At 65.5% G+C, this 328-nt stretch carries 1 protein-coding gene; it reads left to right on the top strand.

What is annotated here, in order from left to right:
- The coding region (locus tag IF99_RS0130410) for an electron transfer flavoprotein subunit alpha/FixB family protein (RefSeq protein ID WP_037828383.1) at positions 1 to 328 on the top strand (328 nt) is incomplete at both ends.

Genomic DNA, 328 nt, shown 5'->3' with positions numbered 1-328 from the left:
GATCGTGGTCTCGGGTGGTCGTGGGGTCAATGGTGCGGAGAACTTCGGGTTGATCGAGGCGTTGGCGGACGCGCTGGGTGGGGCGGTGGGTGCTTCGCGGGCGGCGGTGGACGCGGGCTGGTATCCGCATGCGCATCAGGTGGGGCAGACGGGTAAGACGGTTTCGCCGCAGTTGTACATCGCTTCGGGGATCTCGGGTGCGATCCAGCACCGGGCGGGGATGCAGACATCGAAGACGATCGTGGCGATCAACAAGGACGAGGAGGCCCCGATCTTCGAACTCGTCGACTACGGCGTGGTCGGGGACCTGTTCAACGTCGTCCCCCAG

The sequence above is a fragment of the Streptomyces sp. NRRL F-5630 genome, from assembly GCF_000719475.1.
Lineage (GTDB): Bacteria > Actinomycetota > Actinomycetes > Streptomycetales > Streptomycetaceae > Streptomyces.
The sequence above is the reverse complement of the archived record's forward strand: the minus strand, read 5'-3'. Positions and strand labels throughout refer to the sequence as shown.